The 21,567-nt window shown below is 44.3% G+C and carries 16 protein-coding genes; 11 read left to right on the forward strand and 5 right to left on the reverse strand.

The window, feature by feature from the left end:
• Positions 1–64: 64 nt before the first annotated feature.
• Entirely contained in the window at positions 65–190 is a 126-nt protein-coding gene (locus L2729_RS21615) for a hypothetical protein (RefSeq protein ID WP_283104121.1), read from the reverse strand.
• Between the two features lie 231 nt (positions 191–421).
• On the opposite strand from L2729_RS21615, the gene L2729_RS04105 reads away from it, so the two are divergent.
• The 6 genes from L2729_RS04105 to rraB all read left to right on the forward strand — a co-directional run bounded on the left by L2729_RS04105 (position 422) and on the right by rraB (position 5,140).
• Entirely contained in the window at positions 422–703 is a 282-nt protein-coding gene (locus L2729_RS04105) for an ABC-type zinc uptake system zinc chaperone (RefSeq protein ID WP_248987258.1), read from the forward strand.
• A gap of 84 nt (positions 704–787) precedes the next feature.
• Complete coding sequence (locus L2729_RS04110) at positions 788–1,978, forward strand: hypothetical protein (RefSeq protein WP_248987101.1); 1,191 nt, start codon at positions 788–790, stop codon at positions 1,976–1,978.
• On the forward strand, positions 1,962–2,885 hold the full coding sequence (locus L2729_RS04115; RefSeq protein WP_248987102.1) for a metal ABC transporter solute-binding protein, Zn/Mn family: 924 nt from the start codon (positions 1,962–1,964) through the stop codon (positions 2,883–2,885). The genes L2729_RS04110 and L2729_RS04115 overlap by 17 nt, the downstream gene beginning before the upstream one ends.
• Positions 2,886–2,967: 82 nt before the next feature.
• Complete coding sequence (locus L2729_RS04120; RefSeq protein WP_248987103.1) at positions 2,968–3,768, forward strand: metal ABC transporter permease; 801 nt, start codon at positions 2,968–2,970, stop codon at positions 3,766–3,768.
• A 192-nt stretch (positions 3,769–3,960) separates the two neighbouring features.
• Positions 3,961–4,689, forward strand: a complete 729-nt coding sequence (locus L2729_RS04125) for a 1-acylglycerol-3-phosphate O-acyltransferase (RefSeq protein ID WP_248987104.1) — start codon at positions 3,961–3,963, stop codon at positions 4,687–4,689.
• 28 nt (positions 4,690–4,717) lie between these two features.
• Positions 4,718–5,140, forward strand: coding sequence for a ribonuclease E inhibitor RraB (rraB, locus tag L2729_RS04130; protein WP_248987105.1), 423 nt, complete (start codon positions 4,718–4,720; stop codon positions 5,138–5,140).
• A gap of 74 nt (positions 5,141–5,214) precedes the next feature.
• Here the strand turns inward: rraB and L2729_RS04135 are convergent, their stop codons facing one another.
• Positions 5,215–6,183, reverse strand: a complete 969-nt coding sequence (locus tag L2729_RS04135; RefSeq protein WP_248987106.1) for a sensor domain-containing diguanylate cyclase — start codon at positions 6,181–6,183, stop codon at positions 5,215–5,217.
• Positions 6,184–6,196: 13 nt separating this feature from the next.
• The gene (locus L2729_RS04140) at positions 6,197–7,192 is read right to left on the reverse strand and encodes a response regulator (RefSeq protein ID WP_248987107.1); all 996 of its coding nucleotides are present in this window, start codon (positions 7,190–7,192) and stop codon (positions 6,197–6,199) included.
• 383 nt (positions 7,193–7,575) lie between these two features.
• On the opposite strand from L2729_RS04140, the gene L2729_RS04145 reads away from it, so the two are divergent.
• Together L2729_RS04145 and L2729_RS04150 are read left to right on the forward strand one after the other, a co-directional pair.
• A complete protein-coding gene (locus tag L2729_RS04145) occupies positions 7,576–8,382 on the forward strand; it encodes a crotonase/enoyl-CoA hydratase family protein (RefSeq protein WP_248987108.1) in 807 nt (268 codons plus the stop codon).
• Between the two features lie 111 nt (positions 8,383–8,493).
• Positions 8,494–8,991, forward strand: coding sequence for a YqhA family protein (locus L2729_RS04150; protein ID WP_248987109.1), 498 nt, complete (start codon positions 8,494–8,496; stop codon positions 8,989–8,991).
• Between the two features lie 16 nt (positions 8,992–9,007).
• Here L2729_RS04150 and L2729_RS04155 read toward each other — a convergent pair whose 3' ends face one another.
• Together L2729_RS04155 and rapA are read right to left on the reverse strand one after the other, a co-directional pair.
• Positions 9,008–9,892, reverse strand: a complete 885-nt coding sequence (locus tag L2729_RS04155; RefSeq protein ID WP_248987110.1) for a DUF3530 family protein — start codon at positions 9,890–9,892, stop codon at positions 9,008–9,010.
• A 189-nt stretch (positions 9,893–10,081) separates the two neighbouring features.
• A complete protein-coding gene (gene rapA, locus L2729_RS04160) occupies positions 10,082–12,988 on the reverse strand; it encodes an RNA polymerase-associated protein RapA (RefSeq protein WP_248987111.1) in 2,907 nt (968 codons plus the stop codon).
• A 330-nt stretch (positions 12,989–13,318) separates the two neighbouring features.
• Here rapA and L2729_RS04165 point away from each other — a divergent pair, with 330 nt between their 5' ends.
• The 3 genes from L2729_RS04165 (at position 13,319) to L2729_RS04175 (ending at position 21,420) form a co-directional block, all read left to right on the forward strand.
• A complete protein-coding gene (locus L2729_RS04165; protein WP_101089880.1) occupies positions 13,319–14,713 on the forward strand; it encodes a PhoH family protein in 1,395 nt (464 codons plus the stop codon).
• A gap of 482 nt (positions 14,714–15,195) precedes the next feature.
• The gene (locus L2729_RS04170; RefSeq protein WP_248987112.1) at positions 15,196–18,900 is read left to right on the forward strand and encodes a response regulator; all 3,705 of its coding nucleotides are present in this window, start codon (positions 15,196–15,198) and stop codon (positions 18,898–18,900) included.
• Positions 18,901–19,017: 117 nt separating this feature from the next.
• Positions 19,018–21,420 (forward strand): zinc-dependent metalloprotease, encoded by a 2,403-nt coding sequence (locus L2729_RS04175; RefSeq protein ID WP_248987113.1) that lies wholly within the window; start codon positions 19,018–19,020, stop codon positions 21,418–21,420.
• The last annotated feature ends 147 nt before the right edge of the window (positions 21,421–21,567 follow it).

Genomic DNA, 21,567 nt, shown 5'->3' on the forward strand with positions numbered 1-21,567 from the left:
GTTTTCATTCGAAAACCAATCCAAAATTCAACTTGAATCTTAACGATATAATTCGTTGATAGCGTTATTCTATGACTTGAACTTGTGCTTCAAGTGCGGCTTCTACATAGTAAATGCCGCCAAGTACCACACCAAAAAATAACGCTGTCATGATAATGAATTTTAAGTTTGAGCGAAGAAGTTCAAGCATGATGTTGGCGCCTTATTAGTAAATAAACTCTTATTTCATATCTCTATGAATTAATGCTAGTGCTGAAATCTTAGCCCTATCAGCTTAAAACAGTATTAATTGTCATTCAAGTTTTAGTGATATTCATCACAAACACTTTGTAACGCTTTCACTTTAGGGAGTACTTGACTTCAATCTTGAACCACCTAAACTTGGCTGGTTTTTTAAAACAAGGTTAACACTTTGATTCAACTGAGTAGCGTGAAGCAGAAACTGGTAATAGGGCTTATTGCCGTATTCTTGTGCCTGTCATTTGCAGCGTCCGCTCATGATCTGAGTCACTTGGATGATGGCGCTAAGAACCATTGTACTCTGTGTTATCACCAACACCACATCAACAAACTGCTGCCTAGCTTTGAGTTTAATATTGCGGTAGTACGCCAGTTCGTTGAGAGCCAAGAGTATATCCTTCCAACATTTAACTCGCAGCATGTGAGTTTTTTCAATAGCCGCGCTCCCCCCGTTACTGTCTAAGCAATTCAATAAAAAAAAACAACGACTAAATTAAACAAGTATTCCCTATGGGAAGGCTTTGCTTAGCTGTATTTCGGAGAACAAATGACTATTTCAACTATGCGCCTAACTGGCGTAGCTGCTGCATGCGCAATTTTTTCTATTAACGCTTTTGCTGAAGATTCAAGCTTAACCAACCCTGCCATTAGTGCGGTATTAGATGGCTACTATCAAAGTGCTGAACGCCCAATGAGCGAGCGTGTCGAAGGTTTTGGCTTGGGCCACACTGAAGTGGCAATGAGTGCCAATATCGATGATATGTTTTACGGTAAGTTAACTGCTGTAATAGAGATGCATGACGGTGAAACTGAGCTGGGTCTGGAGGAGGCATTTATTCAGACACTGGCAATGCCTTATGGCCTTTCAATGAGGGCGGGACGTTTCTTATCCGACATTGGTTATCTTAACAATCAGCATGTGCATACCGATGCATTTTCTGACCGGCCGGCGGCATATCGTGCATTTTTAGGCAGCCATTATTTCGATGATGGTGTGCGACTAAGCTATGTTGCACCAACGGATCTTTATTGGACTATGGGAGTCGAAGCGTTCAAAGGTGACAATATGCGCGCTGCTGACGAACATAACGAGCGCGATTACAAGTCAACAGGGGTTTATACCGCATTTACTAAGATTGGTGGTGATGCTGGTATTAATGGTTCATGGCAGGCGGGTTTGAGTTATTTACGTAATGAAAATGGCCGTATGACCGCAGAAGAGCATGACCATGTTGCAGTACTCGATGAACACGACCATGAACACAGTCATAGTGCTCAGTACACTGGTGAGAATACCTACGTAGCAGACTTTGTTTATAAGTGGGCACCTAACGGTAATTATAAATATCAACACCTTACCCTAAGCGGTGAGTTCTTTAGAGTGACAGATTTTAAACCTTTAGAAGAGGAACATGACGAGCATGATGCTCATGATGATGAAGGTAAAGACTATCAGGATGGTTGGTATTTGAGCAGCGTTTATCAATTCTCACCGCATTGGTCTGCAGGCTTACGTTATGGCCAAGTCGACACTCAGATGATGCATGATGATCATTTTGATCCACAAAAGTTGAAAGAAACTGAGGTGAGCCTAGCATGGCACCAAAGCCATTTCTCAACAGTGCGTCTGCAATATACCAATCAACAAGGGACAAACTTCGATGGAATAGAAGACGATAACGTTATCACTCTTCAATATATTATGACTCTGGGGGCTCACGGTGCGCATCAATTCTAAGCAGTTCTTACCTAAAGCATTAAAAACACTTACCTTAGCCGTAACGCTAGGTTTTATCAGCAATGCACAAGCAGAATTTAATATTTTTGCCTGTGAACCTGAGTATGCAGCACTTGCAAAAGAGCTCGCGCCTGATGCACGGATCTATTCGGCCACCACGGCGATGCAAGATCCTCATCAAGTGCAAGCAAGACCCAGTTTGATCGCTAAAATGCGTCAAGCAGATCTCGCCATTTGTGCGGGGGCAGATCTTGAAATTGGCTGGCTGCCGATGCTGCAGATGAAGTCGGCAAACGCTAAGGTACGTTCTACCGATCAAGGGCTGTTTTTTGCTGCAGAGCAAATCGACACTGTGGATCAAATGAAATCTGTTGATCGCTCAATGGGTGATGTTCACGCCAAGGGCAATCCACACCTGCATTTTGACCCGAAACGCTTGCTTGGTGTTGCCGAGGCATTGACGCAAAAATTGATGCAACTTGATCCAGACTCCACTGCGCAATATCAGGCTAACTTAGCCCGTTTTAGCCAGCGTTGGAATGACGCTATTCCTCGTTGGGAACAGAAGGCAAAGCCACTAAATGGTAAAAAGATTATTGCTTACCATTCAAGCTTTAAATATCTGTTTAACTGGTTAGGGTTGGAGCAGGTTGCTGATCTTGAACCAAAACCTGGGATACCGCCTAGTAGCTCACATCTAGCGAGTCTACTTACCCGCGCTAAGCAGGGGGATATCTTGGCCATCATTATCGCGTCATATCAAAGTGAACGTGGTGCGGATTGGTTGGGCGAACGTGCTGATTTACCGGTCATTGTGCTGCCGATGTCAGTGGGTGGAAATGAGCAAAGTGTTGATCTGTTTAGCCTGTACGATAGTGCGATAGACTTATTACTCGCCGCTAAATAGCCACTGTCCAAGAGTAAAGCAAGTGAACGCGATATATTGCGTTCACTTGCTTTTTAAATGACGTTAACCAGAGTAAATACCGATGTTTGATCTGGATCTTTTATCTATTTTGTTCCCTGCATTTGTTGCGGGGATACTCGTTTTGTCTACCCATGTGGTACTAGGACAACAAGTGCTAAAGCGTGGGATCATCTTTATTGATCTTGCGATTGCACAGGTCGCTGCATTAGGTGCCATCGTGGGCCATCTCAATCATGATATTGAAGCCTTACCTTTCTCTAATGTGTGGATGCCTGCATTATTTGCCATTGCGGGTGCGGGCTTTATCGCTTGGTTATCTAAACGGATGGCAGATGAACTGGAGGCGATTATTGGTTGTTTCTATGTATTAGCTGCCGTGGCTGCGATGCTGCTATTATCGAATGACCCCCACGGGGCTGAAATGCTAAAGCAGTTGATGTCAGGGCAAATACTTTGGGTTAGCTGGAGCCAATTGTTTCTGCCTGCCAGTATATATGCAGCTATTCTTCTATTATTGGCTTTTAAACCTAAAATTCTTGCCGGGCGCGGTTTCTATCTGATATTTGCGGTAGTCATTACCCTGTCAGTCGAGCTGGTTGGCGTCTATTTAGTGTTTAGCTCTCTGATATTACCCGCGCTGGCGGTTAATCATTATGTTGGACGTTTTAAGCTAGGCTGGGCTTATGTGGTCGGCTTGTTCGGTTACGTTGCAGGCTTAGTATTATCCGCTTCATTCGATTTGCCAAGCGGCGCGGCCATCGTGGCAACGTTAGCAGTTAGCGCTATTTGCTTTAGATTAGTACTGTTTTTACGGAAAAAATATTGGCCTGCAATGGCTGATTTAGTTGAGGTCAGACCTTAACGCTACACTCTATAGGCTATTATTCGCGATGATTAAATGTGCGCTAGATTAAAGTTCGCTTAAGTTGAGTGCGCTAAAGTAGCCTAAGTCTGGTGCCGTATAGCCTAGGTTCAGGCTACATGTGTAAACTAAATATTGAGTCGTTAGTACTTGCTGGCTATACTGGCGCCAATTAAATCGCGGGAGATTGTAGTGCTGTTAATCCTTAGGTGTTTGATTTTATCTGTCATGCTTGTTTTAGCCTTTATTATTGGTGGTTTAGCGTGCGTTTTACGACCACGTCACCGTGATAATGTGCATATGTTCGCTAAGATTTTTTCTTGGGCTGCCCCCGTGTTGGGCATTAAAGTTATTGTGCGCAAGTCTAAATGTGAAAGCGATGAGCCTCGCGTGTTTCTAGCTAACCATCAAAACAATTTCGATATGTTTACCCATACTGCGGTGGTACCTAAAGGTACGGTGAGTTTGGGTAAAAAGAGTCTTGCGTGGATGCCGTTGTTTGGTCAAATCTACTGGCTATCAGGTAATATTTTGATTGATCGTAAAAATCGCAGCAAGGCGTTTGATACCATGGCAGCGACAGCGAGAAAAATCAAAGAGAAGTGTTTGTCGGTATGGATCTTCCCTGAAGGCACACGTTCTCATGGCAAGGGATTACTGCCTTTTAAAGCCGGTGCTTTTTATACGGCAATTGCGGCGGGCGTGCCTATGGTGCCTGTACTGGCGTCTAATCAAAGCCATATCAAGCTGAATCGTTGGAATAATGGCGTTGTTATTATTGAGATGATGGAGCCTATCGAAACTAAGAGTTTTGATAAGACACAAGTTAAAGAGCTGTCTAAGCGGATCCATACCTTGATGTCCGAAAAATTGTCACAGTTGAACCAAGAAGCTTCTGCATTAATGACTAAAGCGGTATAATCTTCGCGAAATTTTTGAGGAGTAACTGATGTCTATTGAACGCCTGTTAAACGAACAGAAAGCAGAGAACCGTGAAATCGTTGAAGCAATACTTGCTGACGGTTCATTACCTGATGCCGATTACACGATTGAGCATCACTTCTCATCGACCAATTTTGAACGCTTAGAAAAAGCGGCAGTAGAAGCCTTTAAGCTTGGCTTTGAAGTGAACGATGCTGAAGAGATGGAGCTGGAAGACGGTTCTGTGATTATCTGCTTTGATGCAGTCGCTTCACACCAACTCGATGTTGAGTTACTCGATACCGCTTGTGAGAAGTTAATTCAGTTAGCGGCAAAGCAAAAAGTTGATTATGACGGATGGGGCACTTACTTCATTGATGAAGATGGCGAAGTCCGTGATGAAGAAGATGAAGACCTAGAAGATGAAGAAGACGAAGATAAGCTGCATTAAGCTTTACTGCTTTTAGTCAACATCTGAATAAAAAATGCCCATCAATGATGGGCATTTTTGTACCTAAATCTTGATTAACTTGGCGGGTGTTGGTGAATAACACAGCCGTTTTTTCCTGCCTCTTTTGCTTGATATAAAGCTTGGTCTGCTAATGACAACCAAGATTCACTGCTAAGGATCTGTGGCTGAATGTCACAAATGCCAATACTGATAGTGACTTTAATAATATTGTCAGCATACATGGTTTCAGACTGTTCAACTTTTTTGCGTAATCGCTCCGCAAAATAAAGCGCATTCGCTGCAGGGGTATTGGCTAATACTACGCCAAACTCCTCGCCACCATAGCGACCAGCACAATCGGTTTCACGCAAAGATTTATTAATTAAGTGAGATACATTCTGAATCACTTTATCGCCAGCCTGGTGGCCATAGGTATCATTGATCACTTTAAAATTATCAATGTCTAGCATCACTAAAGTGGTTTCATCGCCGTAGCGGCTGTTACGGTCGAACTCTTTTTGCATGCATAACTGCCAGTGACGACGATTATACAGTTGAGTTAAACCATCTATCTGGCTTAGCACTTCAAGGCTCTCATTGACCGCTTTAAGCTGCAATCTGTTGACGGCAACATCCGTCACATCATAAACAATCATGCTTAAATGGGTCACTTCACCTGTCAGTGATGACAACGGCAATAACGTCACATTCTGGTACATGAAATCAGCGCGGCCGGTGATGGGGCGGTAATTTTTAAATTGAAAAACAAACGGTCGTTGTTCCCAACTAATAAATGCACGATTTTTAAGCAGGAATACTGATTCCATTTTATGCTTAAGCCACTTAGAAGGTAAGTACTCAAACTGTTCAAATAGGTTCTTGCCCTTAATCGAGTTGGGTGACACACCACTGTGGTTTTCCATAAAACCATTCCACAGTTGGATATTGTAATCTTGATCGAGTACGACTAAGCCCACTTCAATGGTTTGCACCATATCAATTAGCCAGTGGAGCTCATTCATTGCGCTTAGATCGTTTGCCATCTTATGATCCATCTTAATCTAGCAAGTAGCCGAGCTTATAATTAAGCGTGGGCAAAGAGTCTTCAGTAAACAACAATAGTAAATCACATTGAATGTCATGATCTTCAATACGATAATTAATTTCCATTGCCAGCGTGCGTTCCCATTTGTCAGCATTCTCATGAATGAGATCATTGGCTGTACAGTGTCGGCCAAGCACCACGGGGTGACTTTGGCTGAACTTCATATGCAGTTGCTCAGAGATCCCATTGAGAAAGGCACCGATAAGTACGTTGCCGGTATCCATCATGACCTCAAGCTCAGTATTTTCATCTTCGGGATTTTCAAGCTTCATCAGCTTTGCCATGTCTTGAAAAGAGGAGTCGTGGAATAGCAGCAGTGCTTCGCCTGCGATGCCAGCGCCGATAAAACCTTGGCATAGAGCAGACACGGTGCCATTTTCTTCTGTGGCTTTAAGCGTCATCGTCAGCTCGCTAACCTCGAGCACATTGACGTTGGGGATAGGCAGTAATACAAATACGTTGAGTAGCTTTGAAAGTAGATCCGCTGCACGACCCATAGCGACGTTAGCGACCTCCTGACAAGCATCACGTAAGTCGACCTCAACCATGGGGTTTTGTGTTTGGCCTGCGCCAACAGCGAGCTCTAAGATGCCGTATTCCTGCAGAATATGGCTAATAGCGTCAACGCTAACGGGTTTTTGAATAAAATCGAGCGCACCGAGTACTTTGACTCGTTCATGCGCTTTTATTTGAATGTCACCAGAAACAACAATGACGAGCGCAGGAAGATCTTCTCTTTGAATGGCTTCGAGCACTTCATAGCCATCCATAACGGGCATGTTCAAATCTAGGAAGACAATCGCGCCTTTACCTTGGCGAATCGCATCAATCCCTTCGGCACCATTCGCGGCATAGGTGAGTTCTACGTCCCACTCTTTTGGCAGCGTTCGCGCCATCTGCTTTCTTGCGAGCGCAGAGTCGTCACATATCAGTACAGGGAATGACATTATTATTCTTACGTCCTAGTTTCGTGCCCAAATCAGCTATTTGTTATTATTTTTAAATCTCAATTATCAATTTGATAACCTATATCTTTATGAATACAAACATTTTTATTAAAGTTTTACCTATTCACTCAGATTTCTAATAGTTTGCTACGTTAGTCGCTACGTTGCAATTGAATTAGTTTCTTATCAATGTCATAAAATGGGCGTTTTAACTAAAATTGTCGCTATTTAGACTGATTATTAGCCATCAACTCAGAATCAGAAAGCGACATTTATTTGACGATAGTCAAAATTCAAGTGCATGTTATAGGTATTAACGATTTATGCCAAATATGTTAACTTGATCTTCTGGACAGACCAGTGCCAAGGAAAAGGAATTGAAAATGAGCAATAATTTAGTCTGTGTGAGAAAAGAAGAGGGTATTGCTTACGTGTCTCTAAATCGCCCAGATAAGTATAATGCTTTGAATTATGAGCTTTTTAAAGAAATAGATGTCTGTATCAATACCCTTAAAAAGGATAAAGCACTGCGAGCCGTTATTCTGTTTGGTGAAGGACATAGTTTTTGTTCTGGTCTCGATGTAAAGAGTGTTAATCGTTCGCCATTCGATGCCGTGAAGCTGTTATTTAAACTGCTACCTGGCAATGCTAATTTGGCTCAACGTGTTTCTATCGGTTGGCGCCGATTGCCTGTGCCTGTTATCGCCGTGCTTGAAGGCGTTTGCTATGGTGGTGGTATGCAAATCGCCCTAGGGGCAGACTTTAGAATCGCAGCGCCAGAGTGTAAATTGTCGATAATGGAGGCTCGTTGGGGGTTAGTGCCTGATATGGCTGGTTTTGTTGGGCTTAGAGAGCTAATGCCTAAAGATCAGGCGCTTATGCTAACGATGACGGCGGATATATTGACGGCTGAGCAAGCACGGTCTTTCAACTTACTGACTGCGGTTGAAGCCGATCCTATGGCTGCTGCGATAGTCTTAGCCCAGCGGTTGATACAAACATCTCCCGATGCCAACGCGGCGATTAAGCAAAGTATTCAGAAAAGTTGGAGCGCGCCCATTCGGCAATTACTGCGAAGAGAGTCGTGTTATCAAGTGAGATTGCTTGCTGGAAAGAATCGAATTATTGCGGCAATTCGGCAATCAAAAAGCCCTCAGAAAGAGTACAAAAATAGACAATCTGGTTGGTAGTTTTTATTAATCACTCAATTTGTGATCCGCTTCACAAATTGCTGTGAAGTTTGTATCGCAAGCAGAGGCATATTTTACACTTTTGATTCTTAGCTTAATTTATGGGAATAAATGATTGTGCACCAACTTTTTGAACGGTTTTTATGGAGTAGCCGACTCTCGGTGATGGTAGGCGTTGTGTCCTGCATCATCGCGGCATTTGTGGTGTTCGCGATGGGGCTTAAAGATGTGGTGCATATGCTGCAACTTATCTGGGGCTACGTGTTTAGTGGCAGTCATGCCATCCGTAACGACTTAGTGATGGTCGTGGTAGAGATTTTAGATACTTTTTTACTGGGTTCAGTGTTGTTGATTTTTGCTTTTGGTTTATACGAGCTATTTATCAGTAACTTGGGTGAAGCGAGTAAAAGCGAAGCTGGCGGAAAAATTCTAATCATTAGCAGTATCGATTCCCTTAAGAGCAAGTTAGGCAAAGTGATACTGATGATGCTTATCATCAAGGTCTTTTCATTCTTTAGTGAAATGAAACCCGCTACTAGCTTAGACCTGCTGTATATGGGGGTGACCGTGGTATTAATTGCCTGGTCGCTAAAACTAAGTAAAGACTAAGGCAATTATGCAGAGCCTATCTATTCGGATAGGCTTTATTAATTCGCAATGCGAATCCTTCAATCATTTTTAACCCCCCGCTCCAACCTTCTTTATGCTGCAGATCAAGTAAGATCTTATATTGATGATATCTAAAAGGCGCATTTTGAGGCGAAAGATCAAATCGACTTTGCTGGGTAGCAAGTGAGGCGGAGGTGCCATCTCTAGACTGAATATCGAGAACTGGAATGGTCAGCTCCGCCAATTGAGCTGCTAGTGCTTGGTTTTGGCTGGGATTGTCATTATAGGGATTGATGATAGCGAGCATATCGGGCATGGGTAGCTTATTGTCTTTGAGCAATTCGATGATGATACCGGCGCTGTCGTCACTGCTGATCAACAAGCGTTTGCCCTGAAATTGCTTACCTAGGCTATCGAGCTGCGACATAGAACTGATGAAAAAGCTCTGCTGTCGTTGAATATTAAGTGTTTGTTGTTCTTCACTAAAAACCGGCATGGCTTGGTTGCTTTGTTGGCTAAGCTGCTTTTCCCCCGCGTTGGCGACATGCACTGCTTGTGTGGTGTAATTGGGCATGCCTGGTCTTTGCGGTGGTGTAATGGCTAATGTGGCCCAACCCGCTTTGTTTAGTTTACGGCGTAAGTAAGCGGTGAAGCCGCCTTCGTCAGGGCTGAGGCCTAATCCAGGAACAATAATCGCTAGCCCTAATTTTTTATTTCCTTGCCAAGGCCTCAATAGAATAGGGTAATCTTGATCGTCAACTTGGACATAGTTGATTTCGTTTTCTGGCAGGTAATTGAATTTTGATGTCGAGGCTAAAGTGGTAAAAGAGACTATTGATACGAGTAGAGCAAAGGCGAGCGTAAGTCCGCAAGAGGCAACGCTTAAATGACGATGATACATATGGGAGAAACAACCTTAGGGCACAATAGTTGGGGAATAGGTTAATGGTGTCAGCCAGTATATCGTAAATGATAACCGCAGTATAAACCTTGCCCGCTATAATCCTATCTCGCAGAAAATATAGCGCTAGAAATGAAAAAGCCCTACTTTAATAAGCAGGGCTTTGGTCAGCTGAAGCTAATGATTAGGTTAAGCGTGGCTAACTAACACTAAGCGAACCGCATCCAGCTGTAGCTGGCTGCCATCCAAGTAGCGGTTTAGCTCACTCATTTGTCCACTGAGATGGGTTAACTCTTCCTCACGGATATTTGGGTTAACCGCTTTAAGTGCTTTTAGTCGCTCAAGTTCACCTGACAGTTGTTGAGTCATTTTCTCACGAGCGCTTTCCGTTAGCAATTTCAGCTCGGCTGCAGCAAAGGTCTCAGCTTTAGCAAATAACGGATGTAAAATCGCTTGCGATGCGGTGACCAACTTACTGGCAAGATGACGATTAACAGCACTTAATTGTCTATCGAAGCTTTCGTAAGTCACATTCTCTGACAAGTTATTACCATTCTTATCGAGCAAGATACGAATAGGTGTCGGCGGTAAATAACGATAAAGCTGGCTCGATTTTGGTGCAGAAGCATCAGCCATATAGATAAGCTCTAAGAAAATAGTACCAGCGGGTAATGCTTTGTTCTTTAGCACTGCCACACTTGTGGTTCCGGTTTCTGACGAGGTGATTAAATCTAGCCCGGTCTGCACTATCGGGTGTTCCTGAGTGATTAAGGCGATATCATCTCGAGATAGTGCGATATCACGATCGAAGGTGACCGTAATGCCATCTTCTGGCAAACCTGGATAAGTTGGGAACATCATATGTTCACTTGGGCGCAGCACAATGGCATTTTCGCCACTGTCTTCTTGTTCAACACCAATGATGTCCCATAGACGAATTACCGAACCGATTAAGTGAGTATCTCCATCTCTTGCCGCCAAGCTTTCAACCAGTTTGTTTGCTCGTTCGCCGCCATGAGAGTTAATCTCAAGCAGTTTATCGCGACCTTGCTCCATGGCCACTTTAAGCTCTTGATAACGCACCTTGGTGTTTTCGAGCAAAGTCTCAAGAATAGATTCATCGCTATTGACTAAGGTTTCGAGCAACTCGGCTGCAAATTCACCAAATAGAATGTGTCCACTTGGACAAGTACACTCAAAGGCGTTTAGCCCTTGGTGATACCACTGCATTAAACGTTCTTGAGCGGTACCGGCTAAATAAGGCAGATGGATTTCAACGTCATTCTTTTGCCCGATACGATCGAGACGACCAATGCGTTGCTCAAGCAGATCCGGGTTAAGCGGTAAATCAAATAAGACTAAGTTGCTGGCAAACTGGAAGTTACGACCTTCTGAACCAATCTCACTACAGATCAATGCCTGTGCTCCACCGGTTTCTTGGGCGAAGTATGCGCCGGCTTTATCGCGTTCGATAATCGACATGCCTTCGTGGAATACAGTCGCTTGAATACCTTCACGGGTACGCAATGCTTCTTCCAAGCTCAAGGCTGTTTCAGCTTGGCTGGCGATAATCAGCACTTTTTTGCTGCGATTAGTCTTAAGGAAATCAATTAACCAATCAACACGAGGATCAAACTTCCACCAACTGGCACTGGCACTGTCAAAATCGTGGTAGATTTTTTCAGGGCTGAGCACTTGTCTCACTTTGGCATTAGTGTCTAAGTGTTTGTTCATCATTTCGCTAACGCGAGAAGCGGTAACGTATTGTTCTGGCATCGTCTGCGGATGAATATGCAGGTTACGTGTTGGGAAACCTTTTACCGACGCACGACTGTTACGGTATAGCACGCGGCCAGTACCATGACGGTCAAGTAGCTCTTGCAGCAGCTCTTCACGGGCTTGATGACGCTTATCGTCGCTCGCGCTCTCGTCTTGAATAAGGCTAATGCTGTCACTGATATCTTTTTCAGATAACAACTCTGTTAGGCTGGCAATGGCATCACTTGAAAGAGCATCTCCACTGGCTAATCCCTCTGCAGCGGTGGCGACATCTTTATAGCTCTCTTCCTCTTTTAAGAAAGAGGGATAGTCATAAAAACGATCCGGATCGAGTAAACGCAGACGAGCAAAGTGACTCTGGTGACCTAATTGATCTGGGGTTGCAGTCAGCAGTAACACGCCCGGAACCACTTCACTTAAGGCTTCAACAACCTTATAAGCACGGCTTGGTGCATCTTCAGACCACTCTAAATGGTGAGCTTCATCTACAACCATTAAGTCCCAGTCAGCATCTAATGCTTGCTCTAACCGTTTTTTCTTACGTAATAGTTCGAGTGAGCAAATCACTAATTGTTCAGTATAGAAAGGGTTGTCGTTATCAGCATAAGCCTCAACACAACGGTCTTCGTCGAAAACAGAAAAACGCAAGTTAAAGCGGCGCAGCATCTCAACAAGCCATTGGTGGCGTAATGTATCCGGCACAATAACCAAAATACGTTCAGCGCGGCCAGTCAGCAGTTGTTGATGAATGATCAAACCCGCTTCAATGGTTTTACCCAGACCCACTTCATCGGCTAGTAATACGCGCGGCGCAAAACGTCGACCCACTTCATGAGCAATCCACTGTTGATGTGGGATCAGTCCAACTCTTGGCCCTTGTAATCCAAGTAGATCGGATGTCGCCAATTTATTTCTGAGTAACTGACACTGATAGCGCACACCGAAACGGTCCATGCGGTCAATTTGACCTGCAAATAGACGGTCTTGCGGTTTATTAAAACGAATATTGTGATTAAGTAACGTTTCACGCAGGCTAACTTGCTCGCCGGTTTCGTTATGAGTGCCGTGGTAGGTAATAAGGTTATCTTTTTCTTCAACTTCAGTGACGGTTAAGCTCCATTCGTCATGGCTCTCAACTTTATCGCCTGGATTGAAGATAACGCGTGTTAGCGGGGCTTCTGAACGAGAAAACAATCTATTCTCGCCAGTCGCAGAAAAAAGTACAGTGACCATACGGCCTTCCATACCGACGACTGTACCCAAACCTAATTCAGATTCGGTATCGCTGATCCAGCGTTGACCTAGGGAAAACGGCATTTAAAATTCTCATATACTGGGTGAATCACAAGGGGGCGCGTATGTTATAACAATCCCACACATTTTGAAATTGAACCTACTAATATTAGCTTAATTCTGTTGACGATAGATTATAAATCATTCAGTTGAATATGAGTATTTTTCTGTGTCATCAAGTTGTCACATTATAGCGATAATCATGAAACCTTAGCTTACGATTAAAAACCGTACGAGGGCATTGAAGCTTGGCTATATTGGTGGCAGTATGAAATGAACGAAATATAACCAATATCGACCATAAAGGAGCTTAATTTATCTCGTAATCAAAACTAATGCACAATTGGAGGCGCCATGGAACAAGACGACAGAAAGTTGTTTGTACTGGATACCAACGTATTACTGCATGAACCTTTGGCTATTTACTCATTTAAGGAGCATGACGTAGTCGTACCAATGACGGTTCTAGAAGAACTGGATCTGATTAAGGACAGAAAGCGAGACGTTAGCCGCGATGCAAGGGTCGCGATTAGAGCATTAGAAGACATTTTGGGCGGTAAGACTACGCCAGAAGAGATAGTTAAAGGGGTGCCGCTACCTAGGCGAGAAGATCATAGTGATGCTAATGGCACTTTATCGATTTTCCCTGACCATCAAATTGAATTTACGATGGGCAGCATGCCGGGTGACAGTAACGATAACCGCATTATTAATACCGCACTATACCTACAAGAACAGCATAAACCTCGCAGTGTGGTCCTCGTCACCAAAGACATCAATATGCGCTTAAAAGCGAAAGGCGCAGGCATTCAATTGGTTGAAGACTACCGCACTGACCAATTAATTGACGACATCCGCTTTTTAACCAAAGGCTTTCACAAGTTTGATGGCGACTTTTGGCAACATACCGATGATGTCACCACCGAAAGTAATGGTCGCCATACGGTGCATAAGGTGCCTATCGATAAACTCGGTGATGATATTTTCTACACCAATCAATACCTGTTGGATGAAGGTAAAGAGTTCTGTGGCCGCATTATCGAGAAAACCGCAACCGAGTTGAAGTTTTTAGATCTCGGACAAGAACGATTGATGAACCTCAATGCATGGGGGATTAGGCCGAAAAATATTTATCAAGGCATGGCGTTACAGGCATTACTGGATCCAGACATTGATCTGGTGATCTTAACCGGCCCAGCTGGCTGTGGTAAAACCTTACTGGCGATGGCCGCTGCGCTGGAGATGGTGGTGGAACGGGGTAAGTATGACAAAATTATCGTCACCCGAAACACGCCTGAAATTGCCGAGTCGATAGGGTTTTTACCTGGCACGGAAGAGGAGAAGATGACGCCTTGGTTAGCCGCGATTACCGATACCTTAGAGGTGTTGCATAAAAATGATGTTAACCCCAGTGGCAGCATGAACTACATCATGGACAAGGCCAATATTCAGTTTAAATCAATTAACTTTATGCGTGGTCGTTCTATTCAAAACTCTGTGGTGCTGCTGGATGAGTGTCAAAACTTAACCGCGTCACAGATCAAAACCATGATCACGCGGATGGGAGAGGGGACTAAAATGATTTGTAGCGGTAATTTGGCGCAGATAGATTCAAATTATTTAACTGCGGTTACCTCTGGTCTCACCTATATTGTCGAGCGTTTTAAGGATTTTGATGGTAGCGCTAACATTTATTTAAACGGTGTTGTACGCTCTCGATTGGCGGAGTTTGCTGAAGAAAACCTATAATACCAATTGCATTAAAAGTTTGATCATTCAGCGGGAATTCAAAGCCCTGTAGGCAAGATGGGGGATTGAAGCTAATAGTTATTCTATATCAAAAGCCCACAGCGAAGCTTAAAGGGCTTTCAACCCCGCACTACGTGAGCGACTCAGACTTTCCACTTCTGCTTTGCATTGGCTTAAAAGGGAATAACCATTTCTTCACCAATGCGCCTTGAATTGAAAAGTCTGAGGCGCTCTGAATTGGTCAAATACTTAATGTAATTGTTATAAGATCCACAAGGCGATTTAACGTCAATAATTGTAAACTCAAAGGCCTCACTTATATTGAGGCCTTTTCTCCACTTATTCGTTACATTTTAAGCTAATATAGAGTATTCCAATCAGCTATCTTCCTGATACTATTGGCCAGCATGCCAAGATAAACGTTGTTTAGGCATTGGCACTCACGATTATGCATTTCGCTTGAGCATTACCAAGGGTTGTAAATGAAACCGACTGATCCGGCTCCTCAGCTAAAGTCACAGATACAAAAAAATTATAGTAGGGCTGTTTTTTACACTTACATCGGTGTAATTATCATGGCCTTGGTGACTGCTTGGTTCTTTTTTGAAAGACAAAAAACACAAGTGATGGAGCAGCGTGAAGAGCTTGTTGAGCGTCACGTACTACAAATTGACTTGCTACTGGAATCGAGTATTAGAGCGGTAAAGAGTCTGCGCAATGTCGCCATTGACCATTTAAGGTTGGGTGAACTGGTGCGTAAAGACCGCTTACCCCAGTATGAAAAATTTAATGAAAGTGGTCAGTTTTTTACACTCGAACCGAGTTATGCCCACAGTGGTGAACCGTTTACTAGCATGGGGCGGATCACTGGTGCAGGCTCTCTTAACGGCCGCAGTGATAAGTTCTATCAAGAACTGGAAATGCTGTTTGAGTTATCGCTGTCATTCCCGGTTGCGACGCAAGCCGCGCCCAAAGCCTCATCCATCTATTACATCTCTAAACGTCGAATAATGTCCTATTATCCGTGGCCATCGGATGATCAACGTTTTCGCGATGAACTGCTCAATAAAAAGCAGTTCCAGTTAGTCACCCCAGCGATGAATCCGCAGCGCAGTATTGCATGGAGTCCGGCCTATGTTGAGCCTGCTGAAAAGGGCTTGCTAACCACTCTAGGCGTGCCTATTTATCTCGAAGATGAGTTTATTGGATCAATCAACTTAGATATGACCTTATCTTCATTAGCCAAGCAGATCCGTCTCTATTTCAAAATGCCGGGTACGGTAATTTTACTGGATCAGGACAATAATATTTTGTCCCATAGCGATATCGACACCTCGGACTTTAGTCGGGTTTACCATATCAGCCAAAAGATCCCTTCTGAGTTGCACTCGATCCCAGAGTCTGAACTGTTTGATGCCCATGAAGGTATTATCCGTAATGGCTATTACATTCACTCTGTAGCGTTAAATAATGCACCTTGGCGACTGCTGTATCTGCAAGATGTGGATGATCTGTTTAAAGATTCATGGGAAAAACTTGAACTGTCATTTGTGTTGGTGGTGATGGCGTTATCCATTTTGGTTACGATTGTGCATTGGCAGACACGTCGCTCGTTCGTTAACCCTGCCACTAGGCTACTCACGCACTTAGAAGAGTGCTCGGCGGAGCCGATAAAGCCACCGGAGAAGATCACCGAAGGCTGGGCCCCCTGGTTCCAGCTCGTGAGTCGGATTTTTGAAGAGAACAAACAATATACCCGACATCTAGCAGAACAAAACCGGCGACTCGACAAGCAAGTTGCTCAGCGTACAGAGCGACTCAAAGAGACCACCGAGCGGCGTGAGCAAGAGTATGCGTTATTACGTTCATTACTGGACTCGATCCCCGAAGCTATTGTGTTTAAAGATAAAGAGGGTCGTTACTTAGGGTGTAATAAATCTGCCGAGCGCATGCTTGGTTACACCGAAAATGAGATCATAGGCCAGTACGCTGATGCGCTCATACCCAACGAGCAAGCGGTGCGTATTCGCGCCGAAGATGAACGCGTCCTCGCCAACCGCGTGCCACTGCGTTACCAAGAAAAAGTGGATCTGGCAGGTAAACCAGTACTGCTTGATACGTTAAAAATTCCATTCTATAACCGCCGTGATGAGCTGTTAGGATTGATTGCAGTATGGCGTGATGTTACCCGCGAGTATGAATCAGCTGAGCAGTTACGTTTGTCTGAAGAGCGTTATCATCTTGCGATGGACGCAGTAGAGGATGGCCTCTGGGATTGGTATTTAGATTCAGAGCAAATTATTTGTAATCCAGCGTATTACTCAATGCTCGGTTATAAGAGCAATGAGTTTCCTGCGTTAGTCTCTACAATCGATGAGCTTATTCACCCAGATGACCGTTTACGGGTAGAAGAGCATCGTAACGAGTACCTGAGCAATCCCGTGGGCACTTATGATATTGAATTTAGAATGCTCGGTAAAAATGGTGAGTACCATTGGTTGCTATCCCGTGGTCGAGTGGTCGAATTTACTGCGACTAATCAACCTAAGCGTATGGTCGGAACCCATAAAGATATTACCCGCCATAAGCGCAATGAAGGCGCCATGCTTGAAGCTAAACAAGACGCTGAAATGGCAAACCTTTATAAGAGTGAATTCTTGGCCAACATGAGCCACGAGATCCGTACACCGATGAATGCGATTATTGGTATGTTGCAATTGGCGCAGCGCACATCGCTCACGGTTCAGCAGAAAGATTACCTTGAAAAAGCCGGTTTTTCAGCCCATTCATTACTGCGGATCATCAACGATATTCTCGATTTCTCTAAAATTGAGGCCGGTAAGCTTGAACTTGAGCGGGTAGGATTCCCACTCGATAAAGTGCTCGACCATGCGTTGGATCTTAATGCGCTAAAAGCGCAAGAAAAGGGTGTCGAGCTACTGTTATACGCGCCGGTCACTGCAGGGTTAATACTTGAGGGCGATCCACTGCGTCTTGGGCAAGTGTTGATTAACATGCTGTCTAACGCGGTTAAGTTCACCCAGTCAGGTGAAATTGAGCTTGGCTGTGAAGATGTCGGTGAACGAGATCATCGCATTACGCTTAAATTCTGGGTACGTGATACTGGTATCGGGATCAGCAAAGAGCAGCAAGCCATTTTGTTTGACGCCTTTGCCCAAGCTGATGGTTCAACCACCCGTAAGTACGGTGGTACGGGTCTAGGCTTGTCTATCAGTAAGCACTTAGTGTCAATGATGGGCGGCACCATGCAAGTTGAAAGTGAGATGGGGGTGGGCAGTACCTTTAGTTTCACCATCAGCTTTGAGATTGCCGAAGAAGCCGAAGTGTTGCCATTTGTGGTGCCTGCAACCGTAGGCAGCTTGAAGACCTTAGTTATTGACGATAACCCGACGGCGTTACAGATCTACTCAAGCGTGATGCGAGATTTTCACTTCTCTGTTGATACTGCCGCCAGTGGCCCTGAAGGCTTATATAAATTAAGTAAGAATCCAGTCGATTTATTGCTGCTTGATTGGATGATGCCAGAGATGGATGGCATTGAGGTGATTAAAGAGATCGACGCCATGGTGGCAGAAGGCAAGCTGGCTAAGCGGCCAGTGATCATCATGATGACAGCCTATACGGCAGAGCCGATGCATAAGGATATTGAAGGTGCTAATGTGTTTGCACTGCTGCAAAAGCCCTTTAAAGCGTCATCTTTGTTTGACGAAATCATCTCGGCATTCTCTGACGAACCCAGTCTAAATCCGCTACCAGAGGCGAGTGAAGAAGAATCAGACAAAGACGCTGGCTACATATTGTTAGTTGAAGATAACTTTATTAATCAACAGGTCGCCACTGAACTGCTCAAGAGTGCAGGTTATACGGTAGATGTGGCTGAAAATGGTCAAATCGCCTTAGAGATGATTGATGCGGCAAATTACGATGCTGTCCTTATGGATATACAGATGCCAGTGATGGATGGTTTAACCGCCACCAAAGAACTGCGCAAACGTTATTCTGCATCAGAACTGCCCGTTATCGCGATGACGGCCCACGCTATGTCTGGTGATAGAGAAAAGAGTTTATCAGCAGGGATGAATGCACATATCACTAAACCTATTGTGCTTAACGAGTTATTTGAAACCATCAGTTATTGGATTAATGAATGTGGTAGAAAATCATAATCGGCTTGATAATTTTTCATATAGGCTTGCTATAGTGCAAGCCTATTTATTAAGCTAACCAATAATAAAGATTATTGTATCGATACAATAGCGAATAATAAGGCTCAAGGAGAGACCATGAAACCCTACAAACTTGCACTGGCAATCGTCCTGGCGACAATGCCACTGACCAGTGCGAATGCTGCTACTAATACCAACACTATCATTAAGAAAAGCCAAGCAGCCACAGGTTTCATTAATCTGTTTTATGAGAAAGCCTCTGGCGATCTCTACATGGAAGCCAACAAACTCAACCAACCTTTTTTATTGCTCACCAGTTTACCCCATGGGGTTGGCTCCAATGATATTGGTCTTGATAGGGGGCAATTAGGCCGTACCCGAATGGTACAGTTTGAACGCCATGGTCCTTACCTTATTCTTAAACAACTCAACACCGCTTACCGGGCGGACACTGATAATGCTGCCGAGCAACGTGCCGTAAAAGAAGCATTTGCTGAATCTGTTTTATGGCGCGGAAAATTGGTCACAGGTAAGCGCAATTTAGTCGCCATAAATGACCTCGTCGTTAACGACCTACATGGTATTAGCGATGTACTAGAGCAGACTAAGCAGGGTAACTACCAATTAGACAAAACAAAGTCTTTGATTTTACCTGAAGGGGTTAAGTCATTTGAGCGTAATAGTGATGTGGATGTATTACTGACTTTTAACAGTGCCAAAGAGGGCAACTATGTTGCGCAGGTAACGCCTGATGCAAAACATATGTCAGTGCGTTTACGTTACTCGTTTATCGCTTTGCCTGAAGAGCAATATCAGGCGCGTTCTTATCACCCCATGAGCGGTTACTTATCTGATGATTATCTCGATTATGGCACACGTGTCGATCAAGATATTCGTCAACGTTTTCTGCTGCGCCACCGATTAGAGAAAGTCACCCCTGGTGCTGCGCCAAGTCAGGTTGTTAAACCTATTACTTATTACCTCGATCCTGGGGTGCCAGAGCCTATTCGCTCTGCACTTCTTGAGGGCGCAAGCTGGTGGGAAGATGCCTTTACTGAAGCTGGTTTTATCAATGGCTTTAAAGTTGAGTTATTGCCAGAAGATGCCGACCCACAAGATGTACGTTATAACGTTATTCAATGGGTGCATCGCGCTACGCGTGGCTGGTCTTACGGTTCCGCAGTGACTGACCCTCGCACGGGCGAAATCATTAAAGGGCATGTCACACTGGGTAGCCAGCGAGTACGACAAGACCACCTTATTGCACGAGGTCTTACCGCGGGTTGGGAAGATAGAGTCGCAGCTGATGATGCCGCCATGGCGTTGTCACTTGGGAGAATAAGACAGCTTGCGGCCCATGAAGTTGGCCACACGTTAGGGTTAGATCATAACTTTGCCGCATCGAGCAATAACAATGCCTCAGTGATGGATTATCCACATCCTATGGTCACGATTAACGGTGACAAGATTGATATTTCTCAGCCTTATGATGAAGGTATTGGTGCCTGGGATAAATATACCGTTGCTTATGGTTACGGTGAATACTCAGATCCTGCACAAGAGAAAGCCGCACTCAAGGATATGCGCGCAGAAGTTGAGCGCCAAGGACTTAGATACATTGGTGAAGCCGATTCAAGAGGGGCGGGAGCCAGTAATGCTTACGCCAGTCTGTGGGACAACGGCAACGATCCCGTGGCTGAATTGACACGTTTAAGTGCTGTACGCGCTAAAGCGATACAAGACTTCTCTGCCACTGCACTATTAGCGGAGCAGCCAAAAGGTGAGCTTAGTGATGCTTTTGTGCCGATCTACCTATTAACGCGATTCCAAATCACCGCCGCCGCTAAGTTTATCGGTGGCACAGATTACACCTATGGTGACGGAGTGGATGGTAAATCATGGCACTACCTTGCACCTGCCTTACAGCAGCAAGCATTGCAGGCCATTTTAGCGACCTTAACACCGAGTGAGTTAGCCATTTCTGAGTCTCTGCAGGAGATGCTAGTCCCTAAAGCGGGCAACTATAGCAATACTCGAGAAAGCTTCCATTCGGGACTCGGTGTGGTCGCGGATCCGTTAGGGATGGCTGAAGTCTTAAGTCGGCATGCACTATCGCAAATTTTTGTGCCAGAGCGAATGAATCGCATAAACCAAGCTTATCTTAATGATAAGGAGCAATGGTCGGTGTCAAAAGTGACCGATAAAGTGCTCGCTAAAACGGTTTTTGCTGATATGCCGACGGGCCCTGAATTAGGTGTGTGGATGCGAGTCAATGCGGTGACTGTTGATGTGTTATTAGCAGCTTACCACAACGATAAAACACGACCTGAAGTTAAGGCTCAATTGGCCGAACGTTTAGGCTATATGGTTAAGCAGCTTAAACGAAAAGTAAAGCGTGTCAGTGCCTACGAAGCTGCACACTTTGCTTGGTTGCAACATGGCATTGAAAAGGGCCTGAGCGATCCCAAGCTTAAGCTCATTGCTAATCCTTTACCTATGCCACCAGGTTCACCTATTTAAGCGTAATAGCCTTGAAAATAATCAAAGCGCTTAGTGAATAACTAAGCGCTTTTTTATTGGCTGCGGAGTGTAATTTCAATCTTTAATAAAAAAATCTAAATGGAAACTATTGAGCGGATCATCTGTCTACTACTGTGCATTCACGGA

Source organism: Shewanella gelidimarina (genome assembly GCF_023283945.1).
In the GTDB taxonomy this organism is placed as follows: domain Bacteria; phylum Pseudomonadota; class Gammaproteobacteria; order Enterobacterales; family Shewanellaceae; genus Shewanella; species Shewanella gelidimarina.